At 66.0% G+C, this 250-nt stretch carries 1 protein-coding gene; it reads left to right on the top strand.

Annotation, left to right across the window (positions count from 1 at the left end; translation table 11 throughout):
* Positions 1-250 (top strand): AAA family ATPase (locus E0702_RS18045; RefSeq protein WP_132045855.1); only part of this gene is annotated, 250 nt, incomplete at both ends.

Genomic DNA, 250 nt, shown 5'->3' with positions numbered 1-250 from the left:
GGATCGTTGAGTACCTGGCGGTGCAGCAACGCTCGAAAAAGCTCAAGGGGCCGATCCTGTGCCTCGTGGGCCCGCCGGGCGTCGGCAAGACCAGCCTCGGCAAGTCGGTGGCCAAGGCGACGGGGCGCGAGTTCATCCGGATCTCTCTGGGTGGGGTGCGCGACGAGTCGGAGATCCGCGGTCACCGGCGGACCTATATCGGGTCGATGCCGGGCAAGATCATCCAGGCGCTGAAGAAGGCCAAGACCAC

It is taken from the genome of Halomonas marinisediminis, from assembly GCF_004347715.1.
In the GTDB taxonomy this organism is placed as follows: Bacteria; Pseudomonadota; Gammaproteobacteria; order Pseudomonadales; family Halomonadaceae; genus Halomonas; species Halomonas icarae.
Note: the sequence above shows the minus strand (reverse complement) of the source record. Positions and strands in the feature narration are given on the sequence as shown.